Source organism: Haemophilus sp. oral taxon 036 (assembly GCF_002998595.1).
GTDB lineage: Bacteria > Pseudomonadota > Gammaproteobacteria > Enterobacterales > Pasteurellaceae > Haemophilus > Haemophilus haemolyticus_K.
In genome coordinates this window covers 402,991-419,133 of record NZ_CP027235.1, presented here as the reverse complement: position 1 = coordinate 419,133, position 16,143 = coordinate 402,991, and the positions used below count along the sequence as shown (strand labels likewise).

Sequence of the window (16,143 nt, the reverse complement as noted above, 5' to 3'; positions counted from 1 at the left end):
TTTACTTTTGGATATAATTTCTTGAGCCAAAAATAGCGGTACCAATTCTTACCATTGTTGAGCCACATTTAATTGCGCTCGGCATATCATCTGTCATTCCCATAGAAAGTGTATCAATTTGTTGATTTGGTAAGGCTTGTTTAAGTTGTTCAAATAGGTCTGACATTTTTCTAAACACGGCTTCTTGTTCTGTGATGTTATCGGTTGGCGCCGGTATTGCCATTAAGCCACGTAGGCATAAGTGCGGTAAATTTTCGATGTGTTTTGCTAGTGTTAACATTTCCTCAGGTTGAATGCCTGATTTACTTTCTTCATCGCTGATATTAATCTGAATCAAGACATTTAACGGTGCTTTGTTAGTTGATCGTTGTTCATTTAAACGATCTGCAATTTTTGCTCGATCAAGTGTTTGCATCCAATCAAAATGTTCTGCAACGAGACGGGTTTTATTCGATTGTAATGGACCGATAAAATGCCATTCAAGGTTAATACCTTGCGATTCAAAATATTGGATCTTTTCTACACCTTCTTGCACATAATTTTCCCCAAAGGCTATTTGTCCCGCTTGATAAGCCGAAAGAATCGCGGAAATAGGTTTGGTCTTAGATACGGCAAGTAATTTTACGGTATTTTGATTGCGTTTAGCTTCTTTGCAAGCCGTTTCAATTTTTTGATGAATTAGGTTGAGATTATGCTGGATATTCATAGGTTCTCCTTTATAAAAGTGCGGTTAGTTTACACGAAATTTATTTACTGAGAAAATTTCTGAAAAATTTGTCACTTTCTGTTTGACAAGCTTGGGAAATTTCGGTATTTCTTTACACATTCATTTTTCAAGATAAAACACAATGAAAAATAACCGCACTTTATCCGTAATCATTAGCACGATTACCACTATTATGATGACCATTACTATGATTAATGGCGCGGGTTAGTGCACCAAAAAACAGGATACAGAAAACCCGCGATTCAACTGAATAGCGGGTTTTTTTATAAATTTAAAAACACAATATCTCTAGGAGAACCAATCATGCGCGTACTTAAATTTGGTGGCACTTCGCTTGCAAATCCGGAACGTTTTTCCCAAGCAGCGAAATTGATCGAGAAAGCTCATTTAGAAGAGCAGGCTGCAGGTGTTTTATCAGCACCAGCCAAAATAACTAATCATCTCGTCGCCCTTTCTGAAAAAGCTGCATTAAATCAACCAACCGATACGCATTTCAACGAAGCAATCGAAATTTTCTATAACATCATCAATGGATTACATGCCGAAAATAATCAATTCGACTTAAATGGCACCAAAGCGCTTATTGATGCTGAATTTGCTCAAATCAAAGGATTATTAGATGAAATTCGTCAAGCAGGAAAAGTAGAAGATGCAGTTAAAGCGACGATTGATTGCCGCGGTGAAAAACTTTCTATCGCCATGATGAAAGCTTGGTTTGAAGCGCGTGGCTATAGCGTACATATTGTGGATCCGGTCAAGCAATTATTAGCAAAAGGCGGTTACCTTGAATCTTCTGTTGAAATTGAAGAATCAACAAAACGTGTTGATGCAGCAAGTATCGCAGAAGATAAAGTGGTGCTGATGGCTGGCTTTACTGCGGGTAATGAAAAAGGTGAGTTGGTGCTGCTCGGTCGTAATGGGTCAGACTATTCTGCGGCCTGTTTAGCCGCTTGTTTAGGTGCAAGCGTATGCGAAATTTGGACCGATGTGGATGGCGTTTATACTTGTGATCCTCGTTTAGTGCCTGATGCACGTTTATTACCAACTCTTTCTTATCGTGAAGCGATGGAACTTTCTTATTTCGGTGCAAAAGTGATTCATCCTCGTACGATTGGCCCATTGTTGCCACAAAATATTCCTTGTGTCATTAAAAATACAGGAAATCCTTCTGCGCCGGGTTCGATTATTGATGGCAATGTGAAATCAGAAGGTTTACAAGTCAAAGGTATCACTAACTTAGATAACTTGGCGATGTTTAATGTATCAGGCCCTGGTATGCAAGGCATGGTAGGCATGGCATCTCGCGTATTTTCAGCCATGTCAGGCGCAGGCATTTCAGTTATTTTAATTACTCAGTCTTCATCTGAATATAGTATTAGCTTTTGTGTGCCAGTGAAATCTGCAGAAGTAGCGAAAACCGTACTAGAAACTGAGTTTGCGAACGAATTAAATGAACATCAATTAGAACCAATTGAGGTGATTAAAGATTTATCTATTATTTCTGTAGTGGGCGATGGAATGAAGCAAGCAAAAGGCATTGCTGCTCGTTTCTTCTCAGCGTTAGCGCAGGCAAATATTAGCATTGTGGCGATTGCACAAGGATCTAGCGAACGTTCAATTTCTGCGGTTGTGCCGCAAAATAAAGCGATTGAAGCCGTGAAAGCTACCCATCAAGCGCTTTTCAATAATAAAAAAGTCGTGGATATGTTTTTAGTGGGCGTTGGTGGAGTAGGCGGAGAATTAATTGAGCAGGTAAAGCGCCAAAAGGAGTATCTAGCAAAGAAGAATGTTGAAATTCGAGTTTGTGCTATTGCGAATTCCAACCGCATGTTGCTCGATGAAAATGGATTATGTTTAGATGATTGGAAAACCGATTTAGAAAATGCGACTCAGCCATCAGATTTTGATGTATTGCTTTCTTTCATTAAATTACATCATGTGGTGAATCCAGTATTTGTAGATTGTACCTCAGCCGAATCTGTAGCTGGACTTTATGCTCGAGCGTTAAAAGAAGGTTTCCATGTGGTTACGCCAAATAAAAAAGCGAATACACGAGAATTAGCTTATTACAACGAGTTACGCCAAAATGCTCAGGCAAGCCAACATAAATTTTTGTATGAAACCAATGTGGGCGCAGGTTTGCCAGTTATTGAAAATCTTCAAAACTTACTTGCTGCGGGTGATGAACTTGAATATTTTGAAGGCATTTTATCTGGCTCACTTTCCTTTATTTTTGGTAAATTAGAAGAGGGACTTTCTCTTTCAGAAGTCACCGCACTTGCCCGAGAAAAAGGGTTTACTGAGCCTGATCCTCGTGATGACCTTTCTGGACAAGATGTCGCGCGCAAATTATTAATTCTTGCTCGTGAAGCTGGAATTGAGCTTGAACTTTCAGATGTTGAAGTTGAAGGTGTATTGCCGAAAGGCTTCTCTGAAGGAAAATCTGCAGATGAATTTATGGCAATGTTGCCACAGCTTGATGAAGAGTTTAACGCTCGTGTTTCCACCGTTAAAGCTGAAGGCAAAGTATTGCGTTATGTTGGAAAAATTCGTGAAGGTAAATGTAAAGTATCTATTGTTGCAGTTGATCAGAATAACCCACTTTATAAAGTGAAAGATGGTGAAAATGCTTTGGCATTTTATACTCGTTATTACCAACCTATCCCACTTTTATTACGTGGTTATGGTGCAGGCAATGCGGTGACGGCGGCAGGTATCTTTGCCGATATTTTAAGAACATTACAACATTAATAAGGATTCCCAATGTTAAGAATTTACGCCCCTGCATCTAGCGCGAATATTAGCGTAGGTTTCGATACTTTAGGTGCTGCGATTTCTCCTATTGATGGTTCATTGTTAGGTGATGTGGTTCAAATAGAATCTATTTCAAGTGGTTTTGAGTTAGAAAGTGCGGGCTATTTTGTTCGCAAATTACCGAAAGAACCACAAAAAAATATTGTTTACCAAGCTTATGTGCTATTTAGCGAGCAATTAAAATTACGCGGGGGAAATGTGAAGCCTTTGCGTTTAACGCTCGAAAAAAATATGCCTATAGGCTCTGGTTTAGGCTCTAGTGCTTGTTCTATTGTTGCTGCATTAGTAGCATTAAATCAGTTTCATAATGAACCTTTTTCGAAAATGGAATTGCTTGAAATGATGGGCGAATTGGAAGGGCGTATTTCTGGTTCTATCCATTATGATAATGTCGCACCTTGCTATCTTGGCGGTGTGCAATTTATGGTGCAATCGCTCGGCAATATTTGTCAAAAATTGCCATTTTTTGATAATTGGTATTGGGTGTTAGCATATCCGGGAATTGAAGTTTCTACTGCTGAAGCTCGAGCAATTTTACCGAAAAGCTATACTCGACAAGACGTGATTGCCCATGGTCGTCATTTAGGTGGCTTTGTGCATGCTTGCCATACCCATCAGGAAAACCTTGCGGCGATTATGATGAAAGATGTCATTGCTGAACCTTATCGTGAATCTCTGCTACCTAATTTTGCTGAAGTAAAACAAGCTACGCGAGACTTAGGTGCACTTGCCACTGGTATTTCAGGCTCAGGGCCAACAATTTTCTCTATTGCTCCTGATTTACAAACTGCAATTAAACTTTCAACTTATTTAGAGAATCATTATTTACAAAATAATGAAGGTTTTGTGCATGTATGTAAGGTCGATAATGAAGGCGCAAAAGAAATTAAATAAGCATAATTTAAATAGATAAAATTAAATTAAAAACGGATTAAATATGAATTTATACAATATCAAACATCCCGAAGAACAAGTCACTTTTTCTCAGGCTGTTCGTCAAGGTCTTGGACGGGATCAAGGTTTATTCTTTCCAGAAATTATTCCTCAACTTAATAACATTGATGAATTACTTGAATTGCCTCTTGTTGAGCGTAGCCAAAAAATTCTAGGTGCATTAATTGGTGAAGAATTACCGGAAGCAACGTTAGATGAGATGGTGAAAAATGCGTTTACTTTCACCGCACCGTTAGAAAAAGTGGAAGATAATATTTATGCACTTGAATTATTTCATGGGCCTACATTAGCATTTAAAGACTTTGGGGGCCGTTTTATGGCTCAGGCACTTGCAGCAGTTCGTGGTGATGGAAAAATCACCATTCTAACGGCTACGTCTGGTGATACCGGAGCCGCTGTAGCACATGCATTTTACGGATTAGAAAATATTAATGTAGTTATCCTTTATCCAAAAGGCAAAATCAGCCCATTACAAGAAAAGCTATTCTGTACTTTAGGTGGGAATATTCGTACTGTTGCGATTAACAGTGATTTTGATGCGTGTCAGGCTTTGGTTAAGCAAGCCTTTGATGATGTTGAATTGCGCCAAGCTATCGGACTTAACTCTGCAAATTCTATTAATATCAGCCGCTTATTAGCTCAAGTTTGTTATTACTTTGAGGCTGTAGCACAGTTGCCAAAAGAAAAACGTGATAATGTTGTGGTTTCTGTGCCAAGTGGTAATTTTGGAAACTTAACTGCGGGATTAATTGCAAAAACCTTGGGCTTGCCAATAAAACACGTTATTGCCTCAACAAACGCAAATGATACGGTGCCACGTTATTTGAAATCGGGTAATTGGGATCCTAAAACGACAGTTGCAACTCTTTCTAATGCAATGGATGTAAGTCGCCCAAATAATTGGCCGAGAGTGGAAGAATTGTTTAAACGAAATGGTTGGAATTTAACTGATTTAGGTTCGGGTATGCTAAGTGATGGCGAAACAGAAGATACCTTAAAAGCGATGCAGGCAAAAGGTTATTTATGTGAACCGCACGGTGCGATTGCTTATCAGGTGTTGAAAGATCAACTTAAAGCGGGTGAAACAGGAATCTTCCTATGTACGGCGCATCCTGCGAAATTTAAAGAATCTGTAGAACGTATTCTTGGTATTCAGCTTTCATTACCTGAAGCTCTGGATAAACATAATCAGCTACCATTGCTTTCTGATGAAATGGATAATGATTTTGCACAACTACGGGCTTACTTATTGAAGTAATAAAGTGCGGTAAATTTTAATTGAGATGTTAAAGATAGCGCTTGATATTTAAGCGCTATTTTATTTTTGAAAAATAGGGGAAGTATAATGATAGTGGGGCCTTATATTAATGCGGCAGCAATTATTACTGGCGCATTAATCGGTGCAATGATTGGTGGAAAATTACCAGAACGATTACGAGTTAATTTAACATTAATTTTTGGTTTGTGTTCAATGTGTATGGGAATAGTAATGCTTTCTAAAGTAGAAAGTATGCCAGCAATGGTTTTATCTATACTGATTGGAACAATTATTGGTGAAATCATCTTGCTTAAAAATGGTATTAATAAATTGGCTGGCTATGCTAAAAGTCTAGTAGAACGGGTATTTCCTTCTGCCCCTAAAGGGATTAGTCATGATGAATTTTTAGGAAAATTTGTGGCTCTTGTGATTCTTGCTTCTTTTAGTGGAACTGGAATCTTTGGTGCAATGAATGAAGGCATGACAGGGGATCCAAGCATCTTAATCGTAAAATCTTTCTTGGACTTTTTCACTGTAATGATTTTTGCAACAACATTAGGTTATGCGGTGACAACAATTTTTATCCCACAAACCTTATTACAATCTATTTTGGCATATTCAGCAGTATTTATTATCCCTTTTGTCACACCTGAAATGCGAGCTGATTTTGGCGCTGTAGGTGGAGTGTTGATGATTGCTACAGGTTTTCGAATTTGCAATATTCAAATGTTCCACGTAGCAAATATGCTACCAGCACTTTTTTTAGCAATGCCGATTTCTCATCTTTGGCAAAGTTTTTTTTAATAGAGAAGAAAAATAGCTATAAATTTATTTATAGCTATTTTTTATTTCTATTTTTTAGTTGATTTTATTTCAGATATTTCTCTACCATAATTTACACAAATAATTTGTGCGGCATTATAAAGTGTAGTATCAGGCATTAAGCGTAAAGTATGTTTTTTTTGCTTTTTAGGGGCTGCACGTACGCCTTCGCCCCAGAATTCATCGTAGAAGTCAGTACGGACTTGGGTTAAGTGATAGTTTTGGCAATTTAATATTTTATATTGTCGAACAGAACGGGCATAACGTTTAGTTTCTGGATAAACAAATAAACCTTTATCTAAGTTAATCACTGCATCAAAATGGACAATTTGAGGTTCTTCGTTATCAACCCAAATTGAACTAGTATCAATATAGTAATTTATATCTTTCACTAGACGAACATAGCCATTTCTAATTTCTGTTGGTGTTGCGAGTTTTACATCTTGTTGTATTGGATTTTGTTTAGGATGAATAGAACAAGCGCTAAGTAACCCAAATGATAATATTAAAATCAGTTTTTTCATTATTTACTCCTTATGTTATCTGACATTCATTCTAAAATTTTACAGTGTGCCCATAACCTTCTAGGATTGTTTTAATATGCTCTAACGATTCTTTGGTTGGCGGTAATACATCTTCAAGCTCATAATCTAACCCAAGGGTTTTCCATTTATGCGCACCTAATCGATGATAAGGAAGAAGTTCAACTTTTTCAATATTGGTCATACCTTCAATAAATTGACCTAATAAATGCACATCGTGATCGCTATCGGTATAACCAGGAACAACAACATAACGAATCCATGTACGTTGATTACGTTTTTGCAAATATTTTGCAAATTCAAGGGTACGTTTATTTGGTACCCCAATAAGATTTTGATGAACTTGATCATTAAGCTCTTTTAAATCGAGTAAAATAAGATCCGTTACATCTAATAATTCATCAATAATATGATCATAATGACGCACAAAACCATTTGTATCCAAGCAAGTATTAATCCCTTCAGCTTTACAAGCACGGAACCAATCACGCACAAACTCTGCTTGTAAGACAGCCTCACCGCCAGATGCCGTAACGCCACCGCCAGTAGCATTCATAAAATGGCGATAAGTCACTACTTCTTTCATTAAATCTTCGACACTGATTTCTTTACCACCTTCAAGATCCCAAGTATCACGATTGTGGCAATATTTGCATCGCATCAAGCAGCCTTGCATAAATAAAATAAAACGAATACCTGGCCCATCTACAGTGCCACAGGATTCAAAAGAGTGAATTCGTCCAAGAACTGACATACATAAATTTCCTAAAATTAGATATAGCTAAATTTTACCAAAGATTTAGTTTATAAAAAATGAGCCTGATTTAAATCAGGCTCATAATTAAAACATATTTATCAAAGTGCGGTCATTATTCGCTGACTTTTTGAAAAGTTTGCACCACTGGTGCTTGTTCACAATACTCGACCAATACAGGTACAATTGAGGTAAAGTGTGGCGTTGCAAAATGTTGTTCTAAATCGGCTTTGCTTTTCCATTGCTCAATAAAAACATAATGATTAGCCTGCTCGCTATTTTGTTGTAATTCATAAGATACGCATCCTGTTTCTTGACGAGTATGCTTAATTAATTTTTCGCATTGAGTTAGAAAATCATTAATTTTGTCCGCTTTTACTGAAAATTGGGCAATAACTGTTAGCATAATTTGCTCTCCTATATATAAAAATAAACCACTCACAAAACTAGTCTGTGAGTGGTTTATATTAAAACATAATTTTATTTACTTAGAAAGACTCAGTAAATGTCCGGGTTACGACGTCTTGTTGTTGCTCTTTAGTTAAGGAGTTGAAACGTACTGCGTAACCAGATACACGGATAGTCAATTGTGGATATTTATCCGGATTTTCCATTGCATCTAACAGCATTTCACGGTTTAACACATTCACATTTAAGTGTTGGCCACCTTCAACTGTTGCTTCGTGGTGGAAGTAACCATCCATTAAGCCAGCAAGATTACGACGTTGTGCTTCTGCATCTTTACCTAACGCATTTGGTACGATTGAGAAGGTATAAGAAATACCATCTTTCGCGTAAGCAAATGGAAGTTTAGCTACTGAAGTTAATGATGCTACCGCACCTTTTTGGTCACGACCGTGCATTGGGTTAGCACCTGGTCCGAATGGCGCACCAGCACGGCGACCATCTGGAGTATTACCCGTTTTCTTACCATAAACCACGTTAGAAGTAATGGTTAATACAGATTGTGTAGGCACTGCATTGCGGTAAGTTTTAAGTTTTTGAATTTTCTTCATGAAACGTTCAACTAAGTCACAAGCGATGTCATCAACTCGGTTATCGTTGTTACCATATTGTGGATATTCACCTTCGATTTCAAAGTCAATTGCTACGTTAGTTGCAACAACATTACCATCTTTATCTTTGATGTCGCCACGAACTGGTTTAACTTTCGCATATTTGATTGCTGAAAGTGAGTCAGCCGCAACAGAAAGACCTGCAATACCACAAGCCATGGTACGGTATACATCACGATCATGTAATGCCATTAATGCTGCTTCGTATGAATATTTATCGTGCATATAATGGATTACGTTTAAGGCTGTCACATATTGTTTTGCCAACCAATCCATAAAGCTATCCATACGGGTCATTACTGTATTGAAATCTAATACTTCATCAGTAATTGGTGCAGTTTTTGGACCGACTTGCATACCTAATTTTTCATCGATACCGCCGTTGATTGCGTATAACAATGTTTTCGCTAAGTTTGCACGCGCACCGAAGAATTGCATTTGTTTACCCACAACCATTGGTGACACACAACATGCGATTGCGTAGTCATCATTGTTGAAGTCTGGACGCATTAAATCATCATTTTCATATTGAACTGATGAGGTATCAATCGATACTTTCGCACAGAAACGTTTGAAGTTTTCAGGTAATTGTTCAGACCAAAGGATAGTTAAGTTTGGTTCTGGAGAAGTACCCATGTTGTAAAGGGTGTGTAAAATACGGAATGTATTTTTGGTTACTAATGTACGACCGTCTAAACCCATACCTGCGATAGTTTCAGTTGCCCACATTGGGTCGCCTGAGAATAATTGATCGTATTCAGGTGTACGTAAGAAACGAACCATACGGAGTTTCATGACTAAGTGGTCAACTAATTCTTGCGCTTCAGTTTCAGTAATTTTACCTGCTTGTAAATCACGTTCGATATAGATATCGATAAAGGTTGCAGTACGACCGAATGACATTGCCGCACCATTTTGTGATTTGATTGCAGCAAGATAAGCAAAGTACATCCATTGAATGGCTTCTTGAGCATTAGTTGCTGGGTTAGAAATATCATAACCATAGCTTGCAGCCATTTGTTTTAATTGGCCTAATGCACGGTGTTGTTCTGCGATTTCTTCACGTAAACGAATTGTTGCTTCAAGATTTACGCCATCTTCTAAATCTTTTTGTAAAGAAGAGAATTGTGCGTATTTATCTTTCATTAAGAAATCTACACCATAAAGAGCTACACGACGGTAGTCACCGATGATACGGCCACGACCATAAGCATCAGGAAGACCGGTTAATACACCTGATTTACGGCAACGTAAAATGTCTGGAGTATAAACATCGAATACACCTTGGTTGTGGGTTTTACGATATTCAGTGAAGATTTTTTTCACCTCAGGATCTAATTCTCGACCGTAAATTTTGCATGATCCTTCCACCATTTTGATACCACCAAATGGCATAATGGCACGTTTTAAAGGCTCATCAGTTTGAAGACCAACGATTTTTTCTAAGTCTTTGTTAATGTAACCTGGTGCGTGAGAAGTAATTGTTGAAGGCGTATGCTCGTCAAAATCTAATGGCGCATGTGTGCGGTTTTCAACTTTGATTCCTTCCATTACGGTCTCCCAAAGTTTTGTTGTCGCTTCAGTTGGACCCGCTAAGAAAGAATCATCACCTTCATATGGGGTGTAGTTTTTTTGGATAAAGTCACGTACATTGACATTTTCTTGCCAATCACCACCAGTAAAACCAGCCCACGCTAATTTTTGCGCTTCATTAAGTTCTGACATAGTCATTTCCTTTGTTAATTAATAAATAAGTAAATAAATCTTTAATGCGTTTTGGTTAAATAACGTTGGAATACACCCATGCAAATTGCCCCGCCGACAATATTTCCCAACGTTACGGGAATTAAATTCTTCACAATGAAATGATACAAATCTAAATCTGCGTATTTCATCGGATCAACGCCGATTTGTTGCCAAAATTCAGGAGTACTAAAATGTGCCGTAATAATTCCCATCGGAATCATAAACATATTAGCCACACAGTGTTCAAATCCTGACGCAACAAACAAACCAATCGGCATAATCATAATAAAAGCTTTGTCTGTAACAGTCTTACCAGAATAAGACATCCAAATCGCCACACATACCATAATGTTGCATAAAATACCTAGATTAAATGCTTCAAACCACGTGTGATGAATTTTATGTTGGGCGGTTGCAAGAATTGTTAAACCCCATTGGCCATTTGCTGCCATGGTTTGCCCCCCAAACCAAATCACTGCAGCAATAAATAAGCCGCCCACAAAGTTACCTAAATATACGACAATCCAATTTCGGATCATTTGCGTTGTGGTTATCTTACCACCAACACGGGCAACTAAGGTTAAAGTAGAAGAGGTGAATAATTCAGATCCTAATATCACCACCATAATCACACCTAATGAGAATACTAACCCACCCACTAATTTGGTCAGTCCCCAAGGTGCTCCGGCACTAGCAGCTTGTGTTGTCGTGTAAAATACAAAAGCTAAAGCAATACAAGCTCCAGCACTAATACCAGACATAAACGATAAAAATGGACGTTTATTTGCTTTATAAGTAGCTGTACTTTCTGCACAATCCGTTGCTTCAACAGGTGTGAGTGCAACAGAAGACAGTTTTTGAATTTCTGATGCCATAATCAAACTCCAAATATTAAAAAAATTGATGAAAATTTAATACTTCTAATATGTTTACAACTTCAAATACTTCTACTACCTGGAATATTTTACTCTTTTAATTTTTCATTTCAAAGAAATGCTACGATTTATTCTAACAAAATTTGATATTTTGCAAGATTTTTTCAGATAAAATAACCATAACTCTTTAGTAATAGTTTTTAGGTAAAAAAATAACCGCACTTTTATCAAAAAAGACAAAAGTGCGGTTTGTTTTCTGGTTATTTTAGCAATACTTAGGACACATTAAGGTACAAAATAATGAGGTATAAAATGGCTATCATTCCCTGTCACTGCAGTAAAATCTTCGCGTAGCCCCATACCGCAAGCCACATCACCCACAACCCAAGAGCCGATAATGGGATACATTCCATCAAAACTCGGCAATTCAAATTTTTGTTGATAAACATAACCTGAATTACCATAAAACGTAGAATGTTCGCTTCCTTTCGCTGCAAATTCTACACCATTGTTTTTCTCATAATAGAAGACATTGGCACCTTCTCGACCTAACAATGGTTTTTTCACCCACATCGATAAATCTTTTGGTAATTCGAAGGGCGTAAAATAAGCAGGCAATAAATTCGGATGATTAGGATAACGTGCCCAAAGTTTTGCCAATAGTGCTTTATTACTTAACAACATTTTCCACGCTGGTTCAATAAATAGTGTTTGAGCTACTGTAATATGACGAGCAAACTCAGCGTGGCTTAGCCATTCCAGAGGATACAATTTAAATAACATTTCAATAGGCTGATCATTTAAATCTACAAATTTTTTTGTTTCGCTGTTATAGCCAATATCTTCCACTGCTAATTGATGAATATTCCAACCTGCGTTATAAGCCACATCAGCTAAATAATCCACATTGCCCCAATCTTCGCGACCAGCATCCTGCATAGCACTCAAATGGAAATCTGTTTTGCCACTTTGTTGTTTCAAAAATTGGAAATGTTTTATTAATTCTTCATGAATCCAGTTAAATTGATCACGATGTTTCAAGCCCTCAATTTGCTCCAACCACTGCCATTGAACAACTGCAGCCTCCAACAAAGATGTTGGCGTATCGGCGTTATATTCAAACATTTTTAGGTTGTCGCCATCATAGCCAAAATCAAAACGCCCATATAAATAAGGATCTTGGTTACGCCAAGAGGTTTCAATAAGCTGTTTTTGCAACTCTGTAAAACGATAATTTTCATAATCGCCTTTTTTAATTTCATCTGCCGCAAAATCTAAACACATTGAATGTAATTCATTAGTGGTATCCTCAATGCGATCAATTTCCGCTAAGGTAAATTCATAGGCGACATTATCAGACCAATAATGAGATCCATCACTGGAAGGCAAGTTATAATAATCAAACCCAACATTAAGTAGCTGTTGCACCATATCTGGTCGAGTAGGAAACCCTGTTACACGTTTCATTTAGCCCCCATTGCTACGATTAGTATTATTTGGGCTACTAAAACCACCACGAGATACAGGTTTGCTATTCATGCTTCCTGCATTTCCTTTCACAAGCATTGGTTTTCCAACAGAACGATTTGTTTGCGGTTGCACAACTTGCCCTGTTGGCGTGGTGACAGCTCGATTTCCAGGATGATAACTTGGTCCAAGGAAACTACTAATTGCACGAGCCGCCATATACCCCATAACGCCACCAGCAATCGCAGCCCCTAAAGAAGGATCGGTACTTTCAGCTTTTGCAGTTGATTCGGCATTGTTCTCGCTTTGATTCGCTTGTGCATTATTTTCAGCTGGATTTTTTACCGCACTTTCTTCATTACCATTATCACGAATATTTAAACCAAGCCCCTGCTGTGGTGTGGTTTCAGTTTTCTGAGTACTCTCGGTATTTTTATCTGCCTCACAAAGCTCAATTTTTTTCCAATCCGCTAAACAATCGTCTAAAGACTGATACACATCACGTTGTACTTGTTCTTCTGAACAGCCTCCTAATAAGGCCACAATAGATAAACTAACTAAAATCTGATTTTTCTTTTTCATTGTTCTCAATTTTTATCGAATGGTTTTCACGCCTAGCCATTGCTCGGCCTGTTTATTGGTAATTTCTTCACGAGTCCACATACTCATTAAATCTGGTTGTGGATATTTATTGCTGTTATAGCCGACTAAACGAGCAAAATCAAATACGGCATGAGGATAGCCATTAATAAGCAACAATGCTAAATAACCACTCTCATCCCAACAAATTTCAAGTTTGCGCGCTTCATGATGATTAGAGGTTGAATCAACATTATACACATGCAACATATCCACTATCGGTTGAGCATTTTGACGCATATCAAGTGCATAAAAATAGCCCGTTTCACCGTCATCTTCAAACATTACAGCAAAATGCCCAAATACCGTAGAATGCGTTCCCACTTGCTTTGGCGTTCCTAAAAAGAGTTCATCCTCTAAAGTTAAATGTAACATAATCTTTCCTAATCAAATTGTGTAATCCAATGGCAACTATTATATGCTTGAAAACAAAGCTCTACTTGAGCTTTCGTATTTTTTGCATCATTCATTGGTGGAAGTTTATCCAAGGAAAAATAAGCAGACTCTAGCGTTTCACTGTTCTTCTTAAATTCACCTGACAATCTTTCACACATAATAAAAGCCTTCTGTACATGATGAGCCAAAGGTGGATAGTTATGCTTATGCTGGTCGTGGATTGCAATAATAAAAGTTGGCTTCACATCAAGCCCTGCTTCCTCATACACCTCTTTTACTGTATTACTATGAAGTGTCTCCAATACATCAACCCATCCCCCAGGCAATGACCAAAGTCCATCATTTTCTAGCACTAACAAAATTTTATCGCCTTGAAAAATCGCTGCCCGAGTATCTATTTTTGGAGTTTGGTAGCCATCCTCATTACAAAAAAGATTTTTAACTGTTTCTTTTGGTATTGCCATTTTATGGCTAATCATTTCAGCTGCTAAATCTCGAAGTCGCTCATAGCGTTCTATATCATAAATATTTTTACAATAAGCCAAGCCACTTTGTGCAATACTTTGAATTTCAGTCGCCCAAGATAACCAAGGTTCAGTAAGCAATGAATTAGATTGAGTATTCATAAAAACTCCCTAAAAAAACACCGCACTTTTATACAAAGTGCGGTGAGATTTTACAGTAAATTCAGCGTGAATTACGCTTGACCTTTAACCGCTTTTAAGCCAGGGAATGCCGCTGGAGTACCCGCGCGTTCTAATGCTTCTTCGATACGGATTAATTGGTTGTATTTCGCAATACGGTCAGAACGGCTCATAGAACCAGTTTTGATTTGACCTGCTGCTGTACCCACCGCTAAATCAGCGATAGTCGCATCTTCGGTTTCACCTGAACGGTGAGAGATAACCGCGGTGTAACCTGCATCTTTAGCCATTTTGATTGCTGCTAAAGTTTCAGTTAAAGAACCGATTTGGTTGAATTTGATTAAGATAGAGTTTGCGATACCTTTTTCGATACCTTCTTTTAAGATTTTGGTGTTAGTTACGAATAAGTCGTCGCCCACTAATTGAACACGGTCACCTAACACTTTAGTTTGGTATGCGAAACCTTCCCAGTCAGATTCATCTTGACCATCTTCGATAGACACGATTGGGTATTGTTTAGTTAATTCTTCAAGGTAGTGTGTGAATTCTTGAGAAGTGAATGAACGGCCTTCGCCTTTCATTTCGTATTTGCCAGTTTCTTTGTTGTAGAACTCAGAAGATGCACAGTCCATTGCTAAAGTCACGTCTTTACCTAATACATAACCTGCTTTTTCTACTGCTTCTTTGATACATGCTAAAGCATCTGCGTTAGATGCTAAGTTAGGTGCGAAACCACCTTCGTCACCAACTGCTGTGCTCATGCCTTTAGATTTTAATACTTTCGCAAGGTTGTGGAATACTTCAGCACCGATACGAAGCGCTTCACGTAATGTTTTCGCACCAACTGGTTGAATCATGAATTCTTGGATATCCACGTTGTTATCTGCGTGCTCACCACCGTTGATGATGTTCATCATTGGTAATGGCATAGAGTAAACGCCTGGTGTGCCGTTTAATTCTGCGATGTAAGCGTAAAGTGGTAAACCTTTAGATGCTGCAGCTGCTTTTGCGTTTGCTAAAGATACCGCTAAGATTGCGTTTGCACCAAAGTTAGATTTGTTTTCGGTTCCGTCTAAATCGATCATGATTTGGTCGATTTCAGCTTGGTTAGACGCATCTTTACCAAGAATTGCTTCAGCAATTGGGCCGTTTACTGCGGCAACCGCTTTTAATACGCCTTTACCTAAGAAACGAGATTTGTCACCATCGCGCAATTCTAATGCTTCGCGAGAACCAGTTGATGCACCAGATGGAGCCGCAGCTAAACCAACAAAACCACCTTCTAAGTGAACTTCAGCTTCAACAGTTGGATTACCGCGTGAGTCGATGATTTCGCGACCAATCACTTTAACGATTTTTGCCATTTTTATTTTCCTCAATTAAGTTAATTAAAACGGGTTAGGCGAGCCTAAAACAGGCGATATGATAA

The 16,143-nt window shown here is 38.1% G+C and carries 15 protein-coding genes and 1 other annotated feature; of the genes, 4 read left to right on the top strand and 11 right to left on the bottom strand.

Annotated elements, in window-relative coordinates:
* Window position 1: 1 nt before the first annotated feature.
* Window positions 2-706: a YggS family pyridoxal phosphate-dependent enzyme gene (locus C3V42_RS01985; RefSeq protein WP_106013466.1), complete on the bottom strand. Its 705-nt coding sequence runs from the start codon at window positions 704-706 to the stop codon at window positions 2-4.
* 170 nt (window positions 707-876) lie between these two features.
* Window positions 877-995 (top strand) — a sequence feature (Thr leader region).
* Window positions 996-1,030: 35 nt separating this feature from the next.
* Between C3V42_RS01985 and thrA the strand changes: the two genes are divergently transcribed.
* From thrA to C3V42_RS01965, 4 genes are all read left to right on the top strand, one after another.
* Window positions 1,031-3,478 (top strand): bifunctional aspartate kinase/homoserine dehydrogenase I, encoded by a 2,448-nt coding sequence (thrA, locus tag C3V42_RS01980; protein ID WP_106013465.1) that lies wholly within the window; start codon window positions 1,031-1,033, stop codon window positions 3,476-3,478.
* Between the two features lie 12 nt (window positions 3,479-3,490).
* A complete protein-coding gene (thrB, locus tag C3V42_RS01975; RefSeq protein ID WP_106013464.1) occupies window positions 3,491-4,435 on the top strand; it encodes a homoserine kinase in 945 nt (314 codons plus the stop codon).
* A 43-nt stretch (window positions 4,436-4,478) separates the two neighbouring features.
* Complete coding sequence (gene thrC / locus C3V42_RS01970) at window positions 4,479-5,753, top strand: threonine synthase (RefSeq protein WP_106013463.1); 1,275 nt, start codon at window positions 4,479-4,481, stop codon at window positions 5,751-5,753.
* A gap of 87 nt (window positions 5,754-5,840) precedes the next feature.
* Window positions 5,841-6,557: a DUF554 domain-containing protein gene (locus C3V42_RS01965; protein WP_106013462.1), complete on the top strand. Its 717-nt coding sequence runs from the start codon at window positions 5,841-5,843 to the stop codon at window positions 6,555-6,557.
* A 47-nt stretch (window positions 6,558-6,604) separates the two neighbouring features.
* Here C3V42_RS01965 and C3V42_RS01960 read toward each other — a convergent pair whose 3' ends face one another.
* From C3V42_RS01960 to eno, 10 genes are all read right to left on the bottom strand, one after another.
* Window positions 6,605-7,099 carry a surface-adhesin E family protein gene (locus tag C3V42_RS01960; RefSeq protein ID WP_106013461.1) on the bottom strand — a complete coding sequence of 165 codons (495 nt, stop codon included), beginning with the start codon at window positions 7,097-7,099 and terminating at the stop codon, window positions 6,605-6,607.
* A 31-nt stretch (window positions 7,100-7,130) separates the two neighbouring features.
* Window positions 7,131-7,871, bottom strand: a complete 741-nt coding sequence (pflA, locus tag C3V42_RS01955) for a pyruvate formate lyase 1-activating protein (RefSeq protein WP_106013460.1) — start codon at window positions 7,869-7,871, stop codon at window positions 7,131-7,133.
* 115 nt (window positions 7,872-7,986) lie between these two features.
* Entirely contained in the window at window positions 7,987-8,277 is a 291-nt protein-coding gene (locus C3V42_RS01950; RefSeq protein WP_106013459.1) for a putative quinol monooxygenase, read from the bottom strand.
* Window positions 8,278-8,359: 82 nt separating this feature from the next.
* Window positions 8,360-10,672 (bottom strand): formate C-acetyltransferase, encoded by a 2,313-nt coding sequence (gene pflB, locus C3V42_RS01945; protein ID WP_164994210.1) that lies wholly within the window; start codon window positions 10,670-10,672, stop codon window positions 8,360-8,362.
* 41 nt (window positions 10,673-10,713) lie between these two features.
* Window positions 10,714-11,568, bottom strand: a complete 855-nt coding sequence (gene focA, locus C3V42_RS01940; protein WP_106013457.1) for a formate transporter FocA — start codon at window positions 11,566-11,568, stop codon at window positions 10,714-10,716.
* Between the two features lie 285 nt (window positions 11,569-11,853).
* Entirely contained in the window at window positions 11,854-13,035 is a 1,182-nt protein-coding gene (locus C3V42_RS01935; protein ID WP_106013456.1) for a glutathionylspermidine synthase family protein, read from the bottom strand.
* Complete coding sequence (locus tag C3V42_RS01930) at window positions 13,036-13,617, bottom strand: hypothetical protein (RefSeq protein WP_106013455.1); 582 nt, start codon at window positions 13,615-13,617, stop codon at window positions 13,036-13,038.
* A 12-nt stretch (window positions 13,618-13,629) separates the two neighbouring features.
* Entirely contained in the window at window positions 13,630-14,049 is a 420-nt protein-coding gene (locus tag C3V42_RS01925; protein ID WP_106013454.1) for a DUF2251 domain-containing protein, read from the bottom strand.
* Between the two features lie 8 nt (window positions 14,050-14,057).
* Window positions 14,058-14,696 (bottom strand): NUDIX hydrolase, encoded by a 639-nt coding sequence (locus C3V42_RS01920; RefSeq protein WP_106013453.1) that lies wholly within the window; start codon window positions 14,694-14,696, stop codon window positions 14,058-14,060.
* 71 nt (window positions 14,697-14,767) lie between these two features.
* Complete coding sequence (eno, locus tag C3V42_RS01915; protein WP_005635098.1) at window positions 14,768-16,078, bottom strand: phosphopyruvate hydratase; 1,311 nt, start codon at window positions 16,076-16,078, stop codon at window positions 14,768-14,770.
* Between the last annotated feature and the right edge of the window lie 65 nt (window positions 16,079-16,143).